5 protein-coding genes are annotated in these 19,125 nt (G+C 67.5%); 1 reads left to right on the top strand and 4 read right to left on the bottom strand.

Annotation, left to right across the window (positions count from 1 at the left end; translation table 11 throughout):
* Positions 1–1,359 precede the first annotated feature (1,359 nt).
* The 3 genes from BLV01_RS25190 to BLV01_RS05030 form a co-directional block, all read right to left on the bottom strand.
* Positions 1,360–1,656 carry a zinc-dependent peptidase gene (locus tag BLV01_RS25190; RefSeq protein WP_139178481.1) on the bottom strand — a complete coding sequence of 99 codons (297 nt, stop codon included), beginning with the start codon at positions 1,654–1,656 and terminating at the stop codon, positions 1,360–1,362.
* Entirely contained in the window at positions 1,656–16,187 is a 14,532-nt protein-coding gene (locus BLV01_RS05035) for a putative Ig domain-containing protein (RefSeq protein WP_091794532.1), read from the bottom strand. Before BLV01_RS05035 ends, BLV01_RS25190 begins: the two co-directional genes overlap by 1 nt.
* A 245-nt stretch (positions 16,188–16,432) precedes the next feature.
* On the bottom strand, positions 16,433–16,723 hold the full coding sequence (locus BLV01_RS05030) for a DUF6959 family protein (protein WP_091794530.1): 291 nt from the start codon (positions 16,721–16,723) through the stop codon (positions 16,433–16,435).
* Positions 16,724–17,013: 290 nt separating this feature from the next.
* Here BLV01_RS05030 and ssb point away from each other — a divergent pair, with 290 nt between their 5' ends.
* The gene (gene ssb, locus BLV01_RS05025; protein WP_091794528.1) at positions 17,014–17,607 is read left to right on the top strand and encodes a single-stranded DNA-binding protein; all 594 of its coding nucleotides are present in this window, start codon (positions 17,014–17,016) and stop codon (positions 17,605–17,607) included.
* A gap of 663 nt (positions 17,608–18,270) precedes the next feature.
* On the opposite strand, the gene BLV01_RS05020 is transcribed toward ssb, so the two are convergent.
* Positions 18,271–19,020, bottom strand: a complete 750-nt coding sequence (locus BLV01_RS05020; RefSeq protein WP_217633441.1) for an aminotransferase class IV — start codon at positions 19,018–19,020, stop codon at positions 18,271–18,273.
* Between the last annotated feature and the right edge of the window lie 105 nt (positions 19,021–19,125).

The following is a 19,125-nucleotide window of genomic DNA, read 5'->3' as shown; positions in this document are numbered from 1 at the left end:
CGCTGCTTTCCTGGAAGCCCTCCCCGCCGACGTAGGTGCTGGTGTAGGTGTGGACGTAGCCGTTGCCGATCGAACGGTAGCGGGTGAGGCGGTTGAACGCGTCGTAGCCGGTGGCGACGGTGTCGCTGTCGGACAGGCGGTAGTCGGTGCGGTTCTGAGTGGCCAGGACGCTGAGGTCGTTGGCCTAGTCGCCTTGCGCGTACAGCACCCAGTCCGGGCGCGAGGTGTCGCGTTGATACACCGTCTGGTACATCAGCCGGCCGCCGGGGTCGTAGGCGTACTGTTCGGCGCCGGCGAGCCAGCCGCCGTAGTTGGTGTAGACGGTTTCGCCGTCGGCGCCGGAGCTGTGGCGGTAGGTCAGCGAGGCGCCGTAATAGCTGCGGGTTTCGATCAGGCGGCTGTTGTCGTCGTAGCGCAGGGTCTTGGTGCTGATCTGCTCGTACAGGCCGTCCTGGTTGTTGTAGCGGTAGCTGCGCTCGCCGGTGCGCGAGACGGCGCGACTGGCACCGCCGTATAGACGGCGACTTATCTCTGCGCTGGAATTTCGTTGGCGCTAGAGAAAGAAATTTTTACTCATTGGTGCTCGCCTGGATGCGGGAATTTCGATTATGCCGTCTCTTGTAATGATGAGGACGGTTTTTAGGTTGGGCCTTCTTGGCGCAATGGCGGTCTCAAGGTCCAAGTGCATCACCCCACAAAAATCAAATGTTTGCGCTCCTTATTAGAGGGTCAAATGTTTTTTCTCAAGGCGGGGGCGGTCGCTAGGCAGTCCAGTAAATTTTGCCGAGATTTTTTAAACGGCGAGCCTGGGGATTTGCTCTGTTCGTTGTCATACGCTTTGCATGCTGCATCGTAAAATGCCGCGAACCGTTTCTGTCTAGGGACTCAAGCGAAACGAAATCCATTCCGCTCTCATCCATTGAGCGATAAGCGGCCTCCAAAGACTCTTGGGATTGGTCTTTAAGGGAGCGTCGTAGCGCCTCGACGATGTGGGTGAACTCCACGCCACTCATTGACATGCCGTTAGTTTGAATAATTAGAAATGCTCCGGTCATTCTTATTTAGAAAATTTAGGATGATTTTTATGCAGGACTTTACCGGCTTTTTTATCGCGTTCATAAGGAGTCGCTGATTATCGGATGGGCGGTCTGAATGTCTGATTGCATCACTTCTAGCTAGACAGCTCGTTTCTTTTTCTTTGCCTCGTTAGTCAGTAGCAGTGGTCGTCGGCTTACAAGATTTTAATGGTGCCCTCAAGGTAGATCGCATCATCTGTTTAGCGAAAGTACTTGCTTCTTTATTCTGATGTCGATGCATCGAATCGGAAGTGGGCGTGGCCCTGGCCTTGATGTTGCTGATCTACTCAAAAATATTGCTCGGGTCACCATCTGCAAGGGAAATCAACTCTCTCAGTAGAGGGGTGTGGTCTGTAACGCCGAGATTCGAGTAGACCTCATAAGTTTTCTCGCTAAGAAAGTGCGTTATTATTCTCGATAATTCCTGCTTTGCTTGGTCTGGAAGTGTTTTTAGTATATCTAGATCCTTGTTTTCCACCGCAAATTGCGCTGCGCAAATCGCGACTATGCCAGATAAGTTTCCGCTTTCGCTCTTTTGAGAAAGTGAAATAATTGCATCGAGTTCAGATTTAGTTGGCATTAAATTTTCCCTTCGGCTCTTAGCTTTCGATAAAGTTCAAGCATGTCGTCGGCAGCTTTTACGGCATGGTAGTGCAGATTTCCTTCGATGTTAGGGAGGATCATCTGATTGTACTCCCTTACGCTTACTGGTCTTGCGGCCCGATATTCCAGTTCCTCAATTTCTGAAAATTCATGGGTGAGTGTCTGCACGATATGCTCATCGCTTTCGAATACTGTTCCTCGGACTCTGATGACGGATTTTCGGGTGCCCCCTATCTCTTCCTGGACAGTCTCCTTAAAGCTGACGTGTTTCGTCGTCGAGTCAATGCGACCGTATGTTGCATTGAATTCGAATTGATATGCGTCCGCTAGGGCGCGATATTCTCTCTCGGTCAGGGATATTATGTGATATTTTTCCAGCTCTTCGGCGTGATAGCCAATTTTCTCCATGATGGCTAAAGCTTCGGCCGGGGTTCTGGTTATGTGTTCTCCATAGACTTCGAGATTCGAGAGCGGCTTTATCGACTGGTAATAATGTCCCTGTCTATCGGCTTTGGGGATAGATGCGCCCGCAGTCCCGAAAGTTGGCTCTTCGGTCATCAATGTCGGCTTCGACGCTCTTGATGTCGAGGAGGTCTTCGTTGAGGGCGTTTGCCTGCGCCATGAAGGGAAAGTGGGGTTTGGATACTCTCGATAGACAAGGGGTGGATGTGCTACATCTCGAGTCAGTCCGCCGGAACCTAGTGTCGCGAGATCTCCGAAGCCAAGAAAAGCATTAACTGCATGCAAAGTTCCTTCCAGACCAGCAATGACAGAATCATGACCTTCCAGCATGCTCGCTTTCGCAAACGATTGCCCGGCGAGATTAGCGTTGTTCGGGGCGTTAATGATGCCAGACGTCATCATATCGGCTAGCGCCATAGGTGACGCGATCACCGCTCCGGCGAGGCCCATAGCGCGTATATGCAAGGGATTGCTCGCGTCGTCCAGGCCGGCGATGTATCCGTTGTAAGCGGCTTCGTACGGCCCATAGCGCGGAGTGTATAAATTCTCCAGTTGGGCTGGCCGTAGTGTGATTTCTTGTTTTAGTGCAGGACGGGACAGGCTATTCGGAACCGGGAGCCTGACCTGGACAGGGAGAGGTGACTGCGCTGCGAACTGAGGCGAGGCAGTTACCGTGACTCTTGGGAGGTCGTGCGGAGGTGCTAGATCTTCGCCACTGAGAACTCGATTTGGCGGTTGTACATGCAGGGTATCGCCCGACATCTGAGCGGGAGTATCGAGGGTGACCGGCGGGCCGACTCGGTTGCCTTGCCTGTCTACGTAGATCAAACGGCCGTTCTGATCTATTGCGCGACGGAACTCTGTCGAGCGGCCGCCTTCTTCGTTGCTGACCAGACCTGATTGTCGCCTCAGCCTGCTTTCAAGACTTTGCCCATCCTCGAACTCGACGTTGGATGCTTTGGTTTTTGCCGCGCTGGTACTGCCGTTTCGCGAAGTGGCGATCGCTAACGCGCTTAGCGCCAACTGGAACCCCGTCCCTATCGCGACATTGCGCCAACTGAAGGAGTTGTTGGCGATGAGCTTGTCGGCCGCCGCGCCGACGACCGAGTTCGTCACCGCAAGCCCCACTGCCTTCAACGGGCTGTTCGCCAAGGCTTCGGTCACGCCGCCCCATTGGGATGCGATACCGCCGGTCACGGCGCCGGCCACCGCTCCTGCAGCGACGCTGCGCCAGTTGAAACTGACCGCGCCCATCATGCTGCCGACGCCCAGGCTGGCCGCACTGGCGGCGGCGCCGGCGATGGCGCCGGTTGCGATGCCGGCGCCCACCGAAGACGAGATCACGCCCGCCATCGGCCCGCTGAGCGCTCCCCAAGTGAAGTAAGCGACGGCGACGGCGACGACCGTCATCATGATGGTCGCGAATGCGCCGCACCCATCCTTCGGCGGCAGCGGAATGTACGGCAACCCCGGCGTAGTAGACCCAATCGCCTCCCCCGGGCTGTACGGCTTGAACGTCTCCGCACTGTTCCGGCTGACCTTGACGCTAGGCACCGTCAGCAACAGCCCCTCGGCCAGTTCCTGATTCGGATCGCCCAGCCCATTGGCCTCGGCGATCACGTACCACAGTTGCCCATCGCCATAGACGCGCTGTGCAAGCATCACCAGCGTCTCGCCCGGCAACGCGGCAATCTGATTGCCTGCGCTCACTTCGTAATTGCCGAGTCCGCCCAGGCTGACGACCTGGTCGGTGTAGTACAGCGGTTGATTCGGCCCGGAAACGGCTTGGCCCTGCTTCAGTTCGGCCAGTTGCTGACCGCCGGCATGGACCAGCAGGTAGTTGCCCGGGCCGCCGGGGCCGTCTTGGACGAAGGCGCCGTTCTTGATCGTGCCTTCGCGCCGCGTCTGCACGCGGCCGTCGCCGTTGAGGCTGTAGTAGCGCACGCGGTCGTCGAGCGCGCCGCTGCGCAGCGGGGTGTTTTCGCGCTGCGTGGTTAGGCGGCCGAAGGCGTCGTAGGTGAGGGTGTTGGTGGTGGTGCGGTAGTCGGGGTTGCTGCTGGTGCCGGTAACGCTGCTTTCCTGGAAGCCCTCCCAGCCGACGTAGGTGCTGGTATAGGTGTGGACGTAGCCGCTGCCGATCGAACGGTAGCGGGTGAGGCGGTTGAACGCGTCGTAGCCGGTGGCGACGGTGTCGCTGTCGGACAGGCGGTAGTCGGTGCGGTTCTGAGTGGCCAGGACGCTGAGGTCGTTGGCTTGGTCGCCTTGCGCGTACAGCACCCAGTCCGGGCGCGAGGTGTCGCGTTGATACACCGTCTGGTACATCAGCCGGCCGCCGGCGTCGTAGGCGTACTGTTCGGCGCCGGCGAGCCAGCCGCCGTAGTTGGTGTAGACGGTTTCGCCGTCGGCGCCGGAGCTGTGGCGGTAGGTCAGCGAGGCGCCGTAATAGCTGCGGGTTTCGATCAGGCGGCTGTTGTCGTCGTAGCGCAGGGTCTTGGCGCTGATCTGCTCGTACAGGCCGTCCTGGTTGTTGTAGCGGTAGCTGCGCTCGCCGGTGCGGTTGCCGCGCAGGTCGTAGTCGGTGTAGGTCTGCCAGGTGGACTGGGTGCCCTGGGCGGTGTCGCGGCGCAGTTCGGTGCGCGAGACGGCGCGGCCGGCGCCGTCGTAGTACTGCTCGTAGGAATCCGCGCCCAGCAGCGAGAGTTGGATCTTGCCGTCGCGCAGTTCGCCGTTGTTGATGCGGACGCGGTTCTCGGCGTCGTAGGCGAACCACAGCTGCTTGGTCTGCACCGGGATCGCAGTGGTGGCCGCGGCGGCAAGCGCCGGTGCGTCGGCGCTGGCGATGGACGATGTGTCGCTCATACTCGCCGGCGTCGCGGCATCGTCGGGCGCACCGGCGCCCGCGCCCATGTCGAAGCTCAGCACTTCGCCGCCGCCGGGCAGGCTGAAGGGATCGACCGGGCCGCCCGGGTCTTGGTAGTGATAGACCAGGCTGACGTAGAACACCAGGTCCACCGACAGGCCGGACGGATCGGTGGCGCGCAGGACCACGCGTTCGTTGGCGGTGCGGCGCGGCGGTACGCCGCCGACGACATGGGTCCCGTTGGCGCCGCGGCCGTAGGTCAGCCAGTCGGGCTTTTCGATGATGGCGTAGGTCAGCGGGTTGTTGTCCGGGTCGACGATGATGTCGCCGCGGATGGAGTAGGCCTGGTATGTCGTCGGCCGCAGGTTGGTGGTCTCGAACAGCATCTGATCCGGCGCGCCGGTGACCACCGGTGCGCGGTTGGGCGGCGGCGCGACGGCGACGGAGATGACGAAGTAGGCGCTGGCGCTGCCGCCGTACGGATCGCGCGCAGTCACGGTGACGCCGTAGTTGCCGGCGGCGGTCGCGGCGCCCTGGATCGCGCCGGTAGCGCTGATCGACAGGCCCGGCGGCAGGCCGCTGGCGGTGTAGCCGAGCGCGTCGCCGTCGCTGTCGCCGAACGCCGGCACTTGGTAGCTCCATGCGGTGCCGACGGCCGATTGCTGGTTGGGGATCGCCGCCGCGGTCGGCGCGCTGTTGCCGCGCACATACAACGCGACCGAGACGGTGCGCAGGCCGCCGAAGGGATCGCGTGCGGTGTACGAGAACCAGTAGTGGCCGGTCTGCGACGCACGCCCGCTGATCGCGCGGGTGTTGGGGTCGAAGGCCAGGCCCGCCGGCAGGTCGCGCACGCTGTAGCTCAGCGCATCGCCGTCGGCATCGGCGAACGGCGGCAACTGCGCCCAATAGTCCACGGTGTTGACCGCGACCGGCAGGCTGACATACGGCGCCGGCGCGGTCGGCGCCTGGTTGCTGGTGCGTACCGAGACCGTCAGCGTGGTGGTGCGGGCCGCGCCGCTGGGATCGGTGGCGGTGAACGACACCGTGTAGTCGCCGGCGGGCGTACCGGGCGGCACCCGGCCGGACAGGCGCAGGGTCCGCACGCCCGAGTTGGCGGTGTGCAGGTAGCTCAGCCACGGCGGCAGGCCGGAGGCGACGACTTGCAGCGCGTCTGCGTCCGGATCCTGGAACACCTGATCCAGCGGCATCGACCAATTGAAGTCGTAGCCCGAGACGGCCTTCGCCGGCGGCAGCGACGCTGGGCCGGTCGGCGCGCCGTTGGGCGCGATCACGATCTGCACCGTCTTGAGTTCGGACGCGCCGCGTTCGTCGGTGGCGCGCAAGGTCAAGGTGTAGGTGCCGGTCTGCGCGGTGCCGGCGAGGCGGATCGCACCGGGCGTGCTCAAGTCCACGCTCATCCACGACGGCACCGCGGCGGGATTGTCCAGGCTCAGGCGCAGGCGGTCGCCGACGTCGAGATCGCGGAAGAAATCGGTGGCGAGCAGATCCTTGCCCCAGCTTTGCCCGGTTCTCGCCCGCACGGTGGCGATGCCTTCCTCGACGCGTTGGGGCGCGAGGTTCTGGCGGACGTACAGGACGAAGCTGGTGGCGACGCGGTTGCCCGGATTGTTGGTCTCGTGCGCGCTGAGGCGGATCGACAGGTCCTGATCGGGCGCATCGGCCGGCGGTTGCCCGGTGAACGCGATCTGGCCGCTGGCGGGGTCGCGCTGCACGCTCAGCCATGACGGCAGCGCGCTGCCGTCGGCGAGGGCGATCTGCAGGGTCAGCGGGTCTTGCTCGGCGTCGCGGAAGATGTCGCTGAACAGCAAGGAGAACTGCGACGCCATCCCGCGACGCAGCGAGCGCGCGGCCGGCGTCTGCACCACCACCGGGGCGTTGTTGACCACCGCGATGCCGTCCACGCCCGCGCCGTAGCCGGCGCTGGCCTTGACGCTGCGGCGGTTGCCGACGGCGTCGTAGGCATAGCTCAGGTCGAACACGCGCTTGCCGGCGGCCAGGTCGTCGAGCACCACCCGCTGCACCCGGTTGTTGCTGTCGTACCAGGTGCGGGTCAGCGTACGCACGACCGCGCCGGCACCATCGACGGTATCGACCTCTTCGACGGTGCGGTTGCCGGCGGCGTCGTACTCGTAGCGGTAGGTCGGCGTGGCGCCGCTCTCGTACAGCGCCTTGACCTGGCCGTTGGCGTAGTAGGTGCTGCGCCGGGTGGCGTTGGCGGCGCCGCCGCCGGCCATGGTCTCGGAGGAAAGCTGCCCGGTCACCGCGTCGTACAGATAATCGGAATCGCGCCCGCTCAGGTTGTTGTGGTCGATCAACCGGCCGAACACGTCGTAGTCCCAGGTCAGTTCGTCCAGGCGCACGGTTTCGCCGTCGCGGTCCTGCACGCTGGGGCCGTTGAAGGTGTTGTAGTTCTCCCAGGTCTTGCGGCCCAGCATGTCGTAGCCGTACCAGGTGATCTGGCCGGTGGCGGTCTGGATGCGCGCGACCTGGCCGGTGCTGGCGTAGTCGTAGCGGGTCTGGTTGCCGAGCGCGTCGGCGACGCTGAGGCGGTCGCCGTTCTGGTTGAGGACGAAGCGCTGCAGGCGCGCCTGGGTGCGGGTGTAGGGGCCGTTTTGGAAGTCGCCGGTTTCGACCAGGCGGCCGCGCTTGTCGTAGTCCTGGTAGGTCAGGCGGCCGATCGGGCTCTGGGCGATGCGTTGCTGGCCCAGGGCGTCGTAGGCGTAGAGGGTGGCCTGGCCGAACGCGTCGAAGGAACGCACCAGTTGGCCGACGGCGTCGTACTCGTTGAGGCGGGTGTTGCCGTTGGCGTCGCGGGTGCCGATCAGGCGGCCGAACGCGTCGTAGAACCATTCGTTGACTGGCCGGGTCCAGGTGCTGGCGCCGGTTTCGGACACCGCTTCGACCAGCGGCCGTTCGTCGCGCACGACCTGGTCGAGTTCGTTGTAGCGGTAATTGGTGCGGTAGCCGCGCGCATCCACGGTCTCCAGCACGTTGCCCCAGCGGTCGCGGCGTTGCTGGGCCAGGCCGGTCGCGGCGGGGTCGGCGGTGTGCGCGGGCAGGCGGGTGGCGACGACGCGGCCGAGCCGGTCCAGGGTGTTCCAGGTGATCGCATCGACGCGCTGGCCGTCGCTGGTGGCGACGAGGCGGTGTTCGCGCACGAGCTGGCCGGCGAGGTTGTAGCCGAAGTTGCGCACGCCGCCGGTTTCGTTGGAATCGACCAGGCGGCCGGCGTTGTCGTAGGTGTTGACCAGGGTGCCCTGCACGCCGACGTGGACGCGGCGCAGGATTTCGCCGAAGGCGTTGTAGCTGGTCCACTGGTTGAGTTCGACGACCGCGGCGCCGGCGCCGGCGAGTTGGCGTTGCTGGCTGGAATGCAGCAGCTGTCCGGTCTTGTCGTATTCGTTCCAGACATGGACGACGGCATCGAAGCCGGCCTGGGTGCCGCTGAGCGCGTACCAGCGGTGGACGACGTTGTCGGCGGCGTCGTACTCGGTGTAGGTGGTGTCGCCGTTGCCGGCGATGGCGGCGATGGCGCGGCCCTGGCGGTCGTAGCGGATCAGGTCGATCCGGTCGCTGGCGCTCAGGGCCACGCCGCTGTCGCGCTTGCCGAGCGCGTAGCGGTAGGTGCGGATGAGGTTGCCGAAGCCGTCGTAGAGCATCTCGGTGTACGGCGCGGCGGTTTCGTGCATCCACGCGGTGGTGAGGTCGTGGTTGACGTTGCCGGCGAGGATGCCGGCGGTGGAGTCGTTGACCACGCGCCGGGCCGGCTCGGTCACGTTGACGACGCGGCCGAGCGCGTCGTACGCGGTGGTGGTGGAGCCGGCGTCGTTGTCGAGGCGCACGAGGCGGTCTTCGCCGTCGTAGCCGAAGCTGGCGACGACTTCGCGCAGGCCGCCGCTGCCGTCGCTGCGCTGGACGTAGCGGGTGGCGGCCTCGCGGGTCTTGCGGCCGAGCGCGTCGTAGTTCCAGCGCAGCACGCGGTCGTAGCCGCTGATCGCATCGCCGGCCGGCGGCAGCGCGGGCGGCGCGGCCGTGGTCAGGTCGGCGGTGGCGACCGGCTTGGCGTACTCGACCGATTCGACGAGTTCGCCGGTGGCGTTGTAGCTGCGGCGGGTGAGGTAGCCCTCCGCATCGACGGCCATGGCGACGCGGCCGAGCGCGTCGTAATAGGTGTAGGCGTGGGCCCAGACCGCGCCGGACTGGCCGGCGCCGCCTTCGAGCAGGGTCGATTCGCGGACCTTCTGGCCGTAGGCGTCGTAGTCGCTGCGCACGGTCGGGGTGCCGGTGGCGAGCGTGCCTGCGGCGGTGTAGTAGCCGACCGCGCTTTGCTCGACCTGCACGGCCAGCCCGCGCTGGTCGTAGCGGGTGACCAGAGTGCGGTCGGCGGCGCCGGCGACCGCGGCGGCCTGGGCCTGCGCCAGGCTCAGCGCCTGGCCGGCGCTCCAGCCGGCGAGCGCGGCGGTATCGATGCGCTGGGCATGGCGGCGCAACGAGGTGCGCTGGCCGAAGCCGTCGTAGCCGTAGGCGGTGGCGTAGCCTTCGGGATCGATCTCGTAGGCGAGCCGGCCCTGGCCGTCGTAGACGTTGTAGCGGTAATTGCCGCGCGTGTCCTTGTGCACGGTGGCGCGGTTGAAGGCGTCGTAGGCGGTGTCCAGGGTCGGTTGCACGCCGGTGGCGACGAGCACGCCGCTGGCGTTGATCCGGCCGGCGTCGGGGAAGGTGGTGCGGATGCGGTTGCCGCGGTTGTCGTAGTCGTAGCGGACGGTGCGGGCCTGGTCGGTGTCGGCGTTCTCGGTGCGGGCCAGGACGTTGCCGAGGGCGTCGTAGACGGTGCGCACGACGAGGCGGCGGTCGGCCTCGCTGAACGCGCCGGCGGCGTCGAAGCCGGCGACGTGGACGCTGGGGCTGTACTCGGCGACGCGGCGGCCGGCGAGGTCGTAGTCGTAGTTCCAGGTGTGGCCGTTGGCGTTGGTGTAGCTGCGCAGCTGGCCGAGGGCGTCGTAGCCGTAGCGGCGGATCTGGCCGAGCGCGTCGGCGACGCTGAGCGCGCGGCCGCCGGCGTCGTAGGCGGTGACGGTGGTGCGCGGCGTCCCCAGCGCGGCGACGGCGGCGACGGCGGCGACGAGCGCGGGTTCGCTGATCGCGGTGGCGGCGGGAACGAACGCGCCATACACGCGGGTCTCGGTCGTGCGGCCGAGGGCGTCGTAGCGTTGCTCGGTCACCGCGCCGAGATCGTCGACGGTGAAGCGCAGGCGGCCGGCGAGATCGTAGGCGTAACCGGTCTGGCGGTGGCGCTCGGGCGCGTAGACGCCGGCCAGGCTCAGCGCGGCCTCGACGTCGGCGACGGTGGCGCCGGCGCCGAAGGCGATGGCGCGGTCGTAGCGCAGCGTGGCGACGACGCGGCCGGCGCCGTCGTAGCGGCGTTCGGCGACGGTGTACAGGCCGCTGCCGCCGGCGGCCAGGCCGGACTGGGTCAGCACGAAGCGTTCGCGGCCGGCGGCGTCGTAGGCGCGCCGGACCACGGCATCGGCGCCGGCGTCCTGCGGCGCGAGCGCGGCGAGTTCGACGGCGGTGGCGGTGCCGGCGACGAGTTTCGCGCGCAGCGCAGCGGAGAGCGCGGCGGCCTGGGCGTGGCGGCGTTCGAGTACCAACTGGCCGGCGCCGTCGTAGCCGCGCGTGGCGAGATAGCCGGCGCCATCGACGACGGCGGCGAGGCGGCCGGCGCGGTCGTAGACGCGGTACTCGCGCAGGTCGCGCGCCTCGTCGGCGGCCGCGGCCAGGCGCGTGGCGAGCGCGGCGACGCCGGCGGCCTCGCCGGCCACCCATTGCGCCTTGAGCGCTGCATCGAGAACGACAGCAGCGGCGTAGGCGCGGGTGCCGGCGATGCGGCCGGTGGCGTCGTACAGGGTTTCGACCACGCCGCCGTTGGCGTCGATGCGGTAGCGCGCGCGGCCGGCGCCGTCGTAGCCGGTGTAGGCGACCGGGTCGGCGGCCTCGTCGACCGCGGTGACATCGACCACGTCCTGCGCCGTGGCGGTGCCGGCGAGCAGCTTGGCGCGCAGCGCCGCGGTGAGCTGGGCCGCATGCGCATAGCGCTTGTGCACGACCACGCGGCCGGCGCGGTCGTAGACGTAGGACACCACCGCGCCGGCGTTGTCGACGGTGGTGCGCAGTTCGCCGGCGGCGGTGTAGACGTGGTACGTGATTTGGTCGGCGGCGTCGTTGCGCAGCGAGGCGCGGTCGAAGTCGCCGGGCACGGCGACGCCGCGCAGCAGCTGGTCCTGCCGCTGCGCGCCCAGGTCGGTCCACAGCGCGGCGTAGCGGCGCACCGCGGCGACCCGGCCGGCGGCGTCGTAGCTGTATTCCTGCAGCTCGCCCAGCCCGCTCAGCACCAGCGTGGCGCGGCCGTCGCGGTCGTAGACGGTGTAACTCGTCGGGTCGAGCGCGTTCCAGACGATGCGCGCATCGAGCTGGGCGATGGTGGTCGCGTCGGTCAGGGTCGCCGCGTCGGTGGCGGCGAGGAACTGGCGGGTGGCCACGCGCCGGCCGTTGGGGTCGTACCAATGGCGGGTCATCGCGCCGAGCGGGTCGATCGTGTAGATCAACTGGCCGGCCTGGTCGTAGTAATAGCGGGTGACGCCGGCGCGCGCCTCGGTGCGGCGGATCAGCTGGTCCGCGGCGTCGTAGGCGTACTCGACGATCAGGTTCAGGCCGTCGGGATCGCTGCGCTCGGCGACGCGCCGGCCGAGCGCATCGTAGTCGTATTGCACGGTGCGCGCGGCGGCGGTGCCGGCACCTTCGACGACGCGGACCTGGCGGCCCTGGGCGTCGTAGGCATAGGTCGTGCGCAGGTTCAGGCCGGCGGGGTCCTGGGTCGCCTGGGTCAGGCGGCCTTCGCGGTCGTAGGCGTAGGCGACGACGCGGCCGCTGGCGTCGACGGTCTCGATCTTGCGGCCCTGGCCGTCGTAGCGGTAGGTCGTGGTCAGCGCCAGGCCGGCGGGGTCCTCGATCCGCCGCAGCAGGCGGCCGGCGGCGTCGTAGCGCAACTCGACCCGGCGGCCGCTGGCATCTACGGTGGCGACCAGCGAACCGCGCGCGTCGTACTCGTTGGCCGCGACGCGGCCGAGCGGATCGGTGCTCGACAGCAAACGGCCGTCGCGGTCGTAGACGTAGCCGGTGGTGGCGACGGCGCCGCCGGGCAGCGGCGCGCTCACCTCGACCTGCTGGCCATGGCGGTCGAACCGGGTCTTGACCGCGACGCCTTCCGGCGTGGTCACCGTGGTGCTGCGGGTGGCGGTGTCGTAGGCGGTGGTGGTGACCCGGCCCAGCGCGTCGGTGACGCCGATCGTGCGGCCGAACGCGTCGTAGGCCTGGCGCACCGACTGCACCCGGCCGAGCACGGTCTGGAACGTCGCGATCTGGCGGCCCAGGCGGTCGTAGTCGTAGGCCGTCGCCACGCCGCGCGCATCGGTGCTGCGCACCAGCCGGCCGAACGCGTCGTAGACCGCTGCGCTCGCGCGCGCCGCCGTCGTGCCGACGCCGTCGCGCTGGGCGATGGCCAGGCCGCGGCGGTCGTAGTCGGTCTCCCAGATCGTGGCGGCGCCGGCGTTGAGCACGGCCTCGCGCACGCGCTCGTCGAAGGCGTTGTACGCGTACTGGCGCTGCTGGCCTTCGGCGTCGGTTACGCCGGCGAGCAGGCCGCGCGGGCTGTAGGCGTAGCTGCGCCGGCGGTCGCTGGCGGCGACGTAGGCCAGCGCGGCGATCGCGCTGGCCGCGCTGTCGCGGCTGCCGGCGGTGGCCAGGACGATGCGGCCGGTGTAATCGGTGCGGTCGCGCACCTCGCCGAAGGCGGTGTAGCGGGTCTCGCTGACTTCGCCCAGCGCGTTGGCCACACCGTTGGCGTCGGCCACGCCCTGCACGGTGAACGTCGCGCGGCCGGCGGCGTCGTAGAAGGTCCAGGTGCGGCGGCCGGCCGCGTCGGTGCTCTCGATCCGCCGGCCCAGCGCGTCGTAGCGGTGGCGCACGCCGTACTGGGCGAACAGCGCGTCGAGCTGGGCCTCGGTCATGTTCGGCAACACCCGCGCGGCGCCTTCGCCGCCGAGTTCGCCGATCAGCTCGCCGAACACGTTGTAGCGCAGCCGGTTCTCGCGCACCTCGCTGGTGTCGGCGGCGCGCTCGGCGCGCAGCAGGTTGCCCTGCACGTCGTAGTGGTAGCGCGTCAGCGTGCCTTCGGCGTTGCGCTCGGCGACCAGGCGGCCGAGCGCGTCGAAGCTGCGGCGGGTCTCGCGCACTTCGCCGGCCGCGGCCGCGCTGCGCAGCGTCGCCAGGGTCTCGCTGCCGCTCAGCCCGGTCAGGCGCAGCGCGTAGGCCTTGCCCGCGCGTTCGTTGCGCGCTTCGTCGTACAGCGACTCGGTCAGATAGCCTTCGGCGTCGAGCTGGCCGACGAGGTTGCCGCGGCCGTCGAAGAACCAGCGCGTGGTCTGGTCGTTGGCCGCGTCCGCGGCCGGGCGCACCTGCGCCAGGGTGCCGCTCGCGCGCTGCGCCTGCGCGGCGGCCGTGGCGTACGCGGTACGGGCGATGCGGCGGCCGGCGAGGTCGTAGCGGTACTCGACCAGGTAGCCTTCGGCGTCGAGTTCGCCGACGACGCGGCCGGCGGCATCGTAGAACGAACGCGCGACGCGGCGGTTGCCGGCGCCGTCGTCGCCCGCGACCTGCAGCAGCCGGCCGGCGCCGTCGTAGCTGTAGGTCGTGGTCGCGCCGTCGCCTTCGCGTTCGCGGATCAGGCGGCCGAGCGCGTCGAAACTGCGGGTGGCGCTGCGGTCGTCGGCGTGGGCAGCCGGGCGGATCGCCGACAGCGCCGCCGGCACCACCGCGCCGGCCGCCAGCCAGGCGCCGGTGTCGACGCGGGACGCGTAGGCCAGGGTCTGCTTGATCCGGCCCAACTCGTCGCGCACGTACTCCAGCACCGCGCCGGTCGCATCGACCTCCGCCTGCAGCCGGCCGGCTTCGTCGTAGAAGAAATAACGCCGCGCGCCGCCAGCGTCCTCGCTCGCGCGCAGGCGGCCGGCGCTGTCGTAGTAGTGGCGCGCCAGCGTGCGAACCTCGCTGCCGCCGACCGCCGATTCGGTCACCCGCAGCAGCTGCCCGGCCGCATCGCGCACTTCCAGCCGGACCCGGTCGTTGCCGGCGATCCCGTCGCTCGCCGCACCGCCTTCGCTGACGATGCGCACGGTGTTCGACGAGGCGAGATAGGTCCACTGGCTGACGCTGCGGCGGACCTGCTCGGCGCCGGCGCCGGTCTTCTCGGTGACGATCTCCGACAGCAGACGGCCCAGGCCGTCGTAGACATAGCCGGTGGTCTGGACCACGTCGCGGCCGTCGTCGGCGGCCGCGGTGGAGCTGCGCAGCACCCGCCGCTGCAACAGCAGGCCGTGGGCGTCGTAGCGGTACTGCACGAGCTCGGCCGCATCGTTCTCCACGCCATTGCCCGACGCGTCGACCTGGGCGTACGCCGTCGTGCCGGCCAGCCGGCCCTTGAGGTCGTAGCGCGATTCCACCAGCGTGCTCTGCGCGCGTTGCGCGGCGCTGGCCCACGCGCTCAGCGCCGCCAGCGTGGCCGCGCCGGAATACGCCGCGCCCAGGTACTGGCGCGCCTTCGCCACCTGGCCCGCGCCGGCGCCGACGCTGGCGTACTCGAACTCCTGCACCGCGCCGTCGGCGCCGATCACGAAGCGCACGCGGTCCTGGGCGTCGTAGACGTAGTACGTGGTCGCGCCGCCGCTGGGCGCCTGCGCCGCGAGTTCGCCGTCCGCATCCAGGCCGGTGTAGACGGTGAGCGAGGCGAGCTGGTTGCTCGCCGTCCAGGTGCGCTGGATCGCCGTCGCCGCCGCGCCGCTGGCCGGATCGACGGTATCCCACTGCCACAGCGCGTTGCCGTTGGCGTCGTACTGGTAAACCGTCTGCGCCAGCGTGGCGCTGCCGCGCACGCTCTTGATCCGCACCACGTTGCCGGCGGCGTCGTAGCTGTACTGGGTCAGCTCGCGCAAGCCCGCCACCGCCGGCGCGCGCACTTCGATCAACTGGCCCGCCGCATCGTAGGCATAGCCCCACGAACGCCCGCTCGAATCGGCGACCTCGGTGCTGTGGTTGGCGTCGTCGTAGCTGAAGGTCAGCGTCTGGCCGACCCCGTCGCTGTCGTCGGCGTTGCTGTCGCCGCGGGTCAGCGTGCGCACCCGGCCCTGGGCGTCGTAGGTGTAGCCGACCACGGTGCCGTCGCTCTGGCGCACCTGGGCGATGCGCAGGCTGCTGGCGTCGGCGTAGGTGTAGACGGTGTGCAGCCAGTAACCGTCGTTGTTGGCGAAGTCGACGGCATCCCAGCTGTCGCGGTCGCCGGCCGGGTCGTCGGGCGTCAGGTCGCTCAGCACCGAGGACAAGCGCCCGGCGCTGTCGTAGCGGTAAATCGTCTGCTCGCGCACCACGCCGTCGCTGCGCGTGGACAGCGAACTGAGCCGGCCGTTGCCGTCGTAGGCGTACAGCAGCGCGTCGGCCGCGCCGCTTTCGCCCGCAGCGACCTCGACGATGCGGCCGGCCGCGTCGTACAGCACGTTCCAGTAGATCGCCGTCGCCTGCTCGGACTTCGTCTCGCGGATGCGGATCAATCGCCCCTTGAGCGTGGCATCGGCATGATCGGCGTAACGTTCCGCACGCCGGCTGCTGCCTTCGGTCCAGACCCAGGCGTTATCGCTGGCGTCCAGGCCCAGGGTGTCGTGGGCGCCGTCGCCGACGCTGGAGCGGTACAGCCCCGGCGAGACATAGGCGAAGTCTTGATACGACCCATCGCCGGTATGCCGGCGCATCACGCTGCCGGCCGCATTGAGCGCGCCGCCGACCAGCTCCACCCGCCGCTCGAACCCGGTGATCCACGCATCCGCGCCGCTGTCGGAGAGCTGGCCGCGGCTGTTGTACGTGCGCACCGCCGCCACGCCCAGGCCGCGGAAGATCAGGAACTCGTCCTGGCTGCGCAGCACCAGATTGCCGGTGGCGATGTTGACGTACTGCTCGTCCTTGCCCTGGCCCAGCCGCGCGCTGCCGCCCAGGCTGCGCCCGACCTGGCCCAGCGAGCCGTTGAACAGACCCAGCCCGATCCCCGAAACGATTGCCGACATGCCGTGTTGCTCCCTGTAAGCGGCCTTCCCAGTTCGGAAGGCTCATATGGAGAACTACTCGGCAGTTTTCGGAAAAAGTTTAGGGTAGAGCCGCCATTTGGCGGCGATGGGCGGTCTTGGAGTGCACTTGCCGTGCCGCCTTGGCGCTGCGCAGGCACCTTGCGGGAGCGGCGCAAGCCGCTACCGCAAACCAGCCCCCCCCACCGCGCAACCTCGCCACCGCAGCGACAGCGGTCGGCCGTCCGCTATTTCCCGGTAACGTAAGGCAACGAATACCCGCACCGCGCCAGCGTCCGCTCGTAGACGCCGAGACACTCGCCCAGGTGTTCGACCAGTTCCGCGAGCGTGTCGTGCTTGTCCTCGTGGGTGGCCGGATCCAGGCCGGCGAGCGCGTACTGGGCGTTGCGATACAGGATGTGCAGCGTGTCGCCCTGCAGCAGCACCCCGGGGAAGGCGCGGGAGGACAGCTTGACGATGGCGCAATTGACGGCCGGGTGGAGGACCTCGGCGGTGATCGGCTGGCTGTCGTCGCGCATGGGGGCGTCCTGTGGCGGGCCGCCGGGCGGCGGCCTGCGGCCGAGATTCGCCGACGGCCGTTTGCTGGATGCGGCGCCGGACCGGCCCGCAGGGCGGACCCGGGCCCGCGACGGCCCGCACGGCCCGGCCGCCGCCGGCCGAAGGCCTTGTCCCACAAGCGTTCCAGCCGATTTCCGGGGGCGCGGCGCGGGGTGTTCCGACCCGCCCCAGGCGCCCCGGCCGATGGCGGGGGGAGGGGCTATAATCCACCCTTTAGGCCGTCCAAGAACGGCAGTCAGCAAGGAACCCCATGGCACGCGGCATCAATAAAGTCATCCTGGTCGGCAACCTCGGCAACGATCCGGAGACCAAGTACACCCAGGGCGGCATGGCCGTGACCACGATCAGCCTGGCCACCACCAGCGTCCGCAAGGATCGCGACGGCAACAACCAGGAACGCACCGAGTGGCACCGGGTCAAGCTGTTCGGCAAGCTCGGCGAGATCGCCGGCGAGTACCTGCGCAAGGGCCGCCAGGTCTATATCGAAGGCTCGATCCGCTACGACAAGTTCACCGGCCAGGACGGCGTCGAGAAGTATTTCACCGACATCATCGCCGATGAGATGCAGATGCTCGGCGGTGGCGGCGAAGGCGGTGGCGGTGGCGGCGCTCGTTCCGAAGGCGGCGGCCGTGGCGAATATCGCGGCGGCGGCGGCGGCGGCGGCGGTGGTGGTGGTGGTGGTGGCGGTGGCGAACGTCCGGCCCGTTCCTCGGGCGGCGGCGGTGGTGGCGGTTACGGTGGCGGTGGCGGTGGCAACCGCGATTCCGGCCAGCGCCGCGAGGCGCCGCCGGCCAAGTCCAACGACTTCGGCGACGATTTCGCGGACGACGATATCCCGTTCTAAGTCACTATCTGTTCTCAGTCGTACATTTTTACGAAAGGGTAGGAGGCCTCTGGTCTCCTGCCTTTCTTTTTGCCTTACCCCATGCGTTAGGTTTCCATGTGGTCGGGACTGATTAAAAAGGGTGGCTGTGGAACAGGTGGCCAACGCACCGATGCTTCCGATTGGTGGATGTCGTTCTACCGCAAGCGGGAACGTTTGCGCGAGAGATTGTGCCCCCTCTTGCTGATCAACCAACTGGACTGCTCCCCTTCCCGCACGCGACTGGCGCTGCGGTGGGCGAAGCGCTCTTGCCGTAACGCAGTGGGATGGGCGCTAGTACATGACCTTCGCGCTGCTTCGTCGATTTACTGGCGCTGCACAATCATTTAAAACTTCATGCGCTGTCAGCATTCGCCAACTATCGATTCTTGGTTCGCAAGTCGAAGCTGTTGTGGGGTGGCGGGTGAAGGGAAATCGTTCGGGCAACGGCGAAGCCCGCGGTTGGATGCAAATCTAACGGCGTGCCGCGCTGTAAATGCGGGCGGCCCTGTGGCTTGGCGAGCGGTGCGGGGACTTCATGAATGTCGGATAGCGGCCCAACGGGTCGATGTGACCGTCGTGCCTTTGGAAGTTCTCCGCCGAAGATGCGGGAAACAGAGGTGAAGCGGGATGACGCTTCGCCCCTTAGCTCCACTCGGCGAACGGTTGCAGCACGTGCGGATTCTCGCTCAATCGCGCGCCATCGACATGGGTCAGCAAGCGCAAGCCGATGCTGCTGCTGAGGAACGCGTATTCTGCGTCGGTCAGCATCTGCGGCGTAATGCTGCGTTCGATCACGCGGCAGTTGTCCATCAATACGCCGCGCATGACGCCAGGCAACGCCCCTTCGGACAAGGGCGGGGTTATCAAATCGTTTCCATGCCGGATGAACAGATTGGCTATCGCGGCCTCCGCGATTCTGCCCGCCGTATTCAACAGCAACGCCTGGTCGGCGCCTTTGTCCGCCGCCTCCCGGCTGGCCAGGATGTTGTCGGCGTAGCAAAGCGACTTGATCCGCGACAGCATGGAGTGCTCGTTGCGTCTTACTTGCGTCGCGATGATCGCCGTGACGGGCTTGAGCGGCGGCAGCGGTCCGGCGGTGACGACGACGGTGGGGCGCGGATTCGCCGGCGGCAGGATGCCGCGCGGTGCCGGTCCGCGAGTCAAGGTCAGGCGGACCGCCGCCGCGTCCAGGCCTTCGGCCCGTACGACGGCGGCGATCGCATCGCCCAGTTGCGCATCGCTCCAATGCAAGGGGATCGCCAGAAACTCGGCGGAGGCGCGCAGCCGCATGAAATGGCGATCCAGCCACCGTGCGTGGCCGTCCGACCATTTGATCGTCTCGAATATGCCGTCGCCCAGGGTAAAGCCGCGATCGCTGGGATCGATGATCAACGTCTCGCTTGCGATTGCGCCATTGCACCAAACGGCCATCCCGCCTGTCTCCTGTGGTGAAGTCGAACTACCGGAGCGCCGCAGCGCAGCCGGGGCGCAGCGCCG

Origin of the sequence: Lysobacter sp. yr284 (genome assembly GCF_900107375.1) — a bacterium.
GTDB lineage: Bacteria > Pseudomonadota > Gammaproteobacteria > Xanthomonadales > Xanthomonadaceae > Lysobacter.
The sequence above is the reverse complement of the archived record's forward strand: the minus strand, read 5'-3'. Positions and strand labels throughout refer to the sequence as shown.